Source organism: Nguyenibacter vanlangensis (genome assembly GCF_013376155.1).
Classification (GTDB): Bacteria; Pseudomonadota; Alphaproteobacteria; order Acetobacterales; family Acetobacteraceae; genus Gluconacetobacter; species Gluconacetobacter vanlangensis.
This window is the reverse complement of the sequence record NZ_JABXXP010001018.1, coordinates 1-798: the sequence shown is the minus strand read 5'-3', so window position 1 is coordinate 798 and position 798 is coordinate 1. Positions and strand designations below refer to the sequence as shown.

The 798-nt window shown below is 68.5% G+C and carries 1 protein-coding gene and 1 pseudogene; one reads left to right on the top strand and one right to left on the bottom strand.

The features are described from left to right. Positions 1 to 59: 59 nt before the first annotated feature. Positions 60 to 242 (bottom strand): hypothetical protein, encoded by a 183-nt coding sequence (locus tag HUK84_RS20915; RefSeq protein ID WP_176641889.1) that lies wholly within the window; start codon positions 240 to 242, stop codon positions 60 to 62. A 171-nt stretch (positions 243 to 413) separates the two neighbouring features. On the opposite strand from HUK84_RS20915, the pseudogene HUK84_RS20910 reads away from it, so the two are divergent. After that, a pseudogene (locus tag HUK84_RS20910) lies at positions 414 to 798 on the top strand (cupin); the annotation flags it as partial.

Here is a 798-nt window from a genome sequence, read left to right as displayed (position 1 = left end):
CGGAACGGGACGCCATCGCCGCCGCCCTGTCCGCCTGACGCCGCCCGGCGCACGCCCGGTCAGCCCAGCCGGCCACCCGAAACCCACACGCCCGAAACATGGGCCGCGTGCCAGCCCAGCGTCAGCAGGGCCAGCACGAACAGGATGGCGCCCATCAACTGAATGACGTCGCGCAGCGGCGCCCAGGAGCGATCATGCGGGGGACGATCATGCGGGGGGCGATCATCCTGGATATCCGCCATCGATGCCCCCCCTCCCGTTCTCATGAGCCTGTTTCAGATCCGGGATGATCTTAACCGTCTTTTCAGCACGGGCCCCCATAAATCGCTTTTCACTGTTCGCCGTCCCGCCCGGCCGGACATAATGCCGGGCGCCTTGCCGTTCGCCGCCACCCGAGACCGGAGACGACGGAGATGACCCTGTCCCGACGCGCCTTCCAATCGTTCCTCGCCGCGATGGGCCTTTCCCTGACCGGCCGCGCCGCGCATGCCGCGGGCCCTTCGGCGCGCGACATCGATTCCTTCATGCTGCCGCGCAATGACTGGGTGCCCAACAACGACCATCTGCCGGTCCTCTATTACCGCAATGCCGTGGCCTTGCGCGGGAACGACCCGGCATCGGGGTTCGAGGACCTGTTCACCGCCACGGGCTGGCCCCCGCAATGGCGCTGGAGCGTCTATACGTTCCATCATTTCCACTCCACGGCGCACGAGGTGCTGGGGGTGGCGTCCGGCAGCGCGCGGCTGATGCTGGGCGGCCCGGGCGGCCGGATCGTGGATGTCCGCGCGGGCGACGTCG

What these genes read in the sequence shown, in the direction of transcription:
- HUK84_RS20915 (WP_176641889.1), bottom strand. Translation starts at nt 242, where the DNA reads ATGGCGGATATCCAGGATGATCGCCCCCCGCATGATCGTCCCCCGCAT.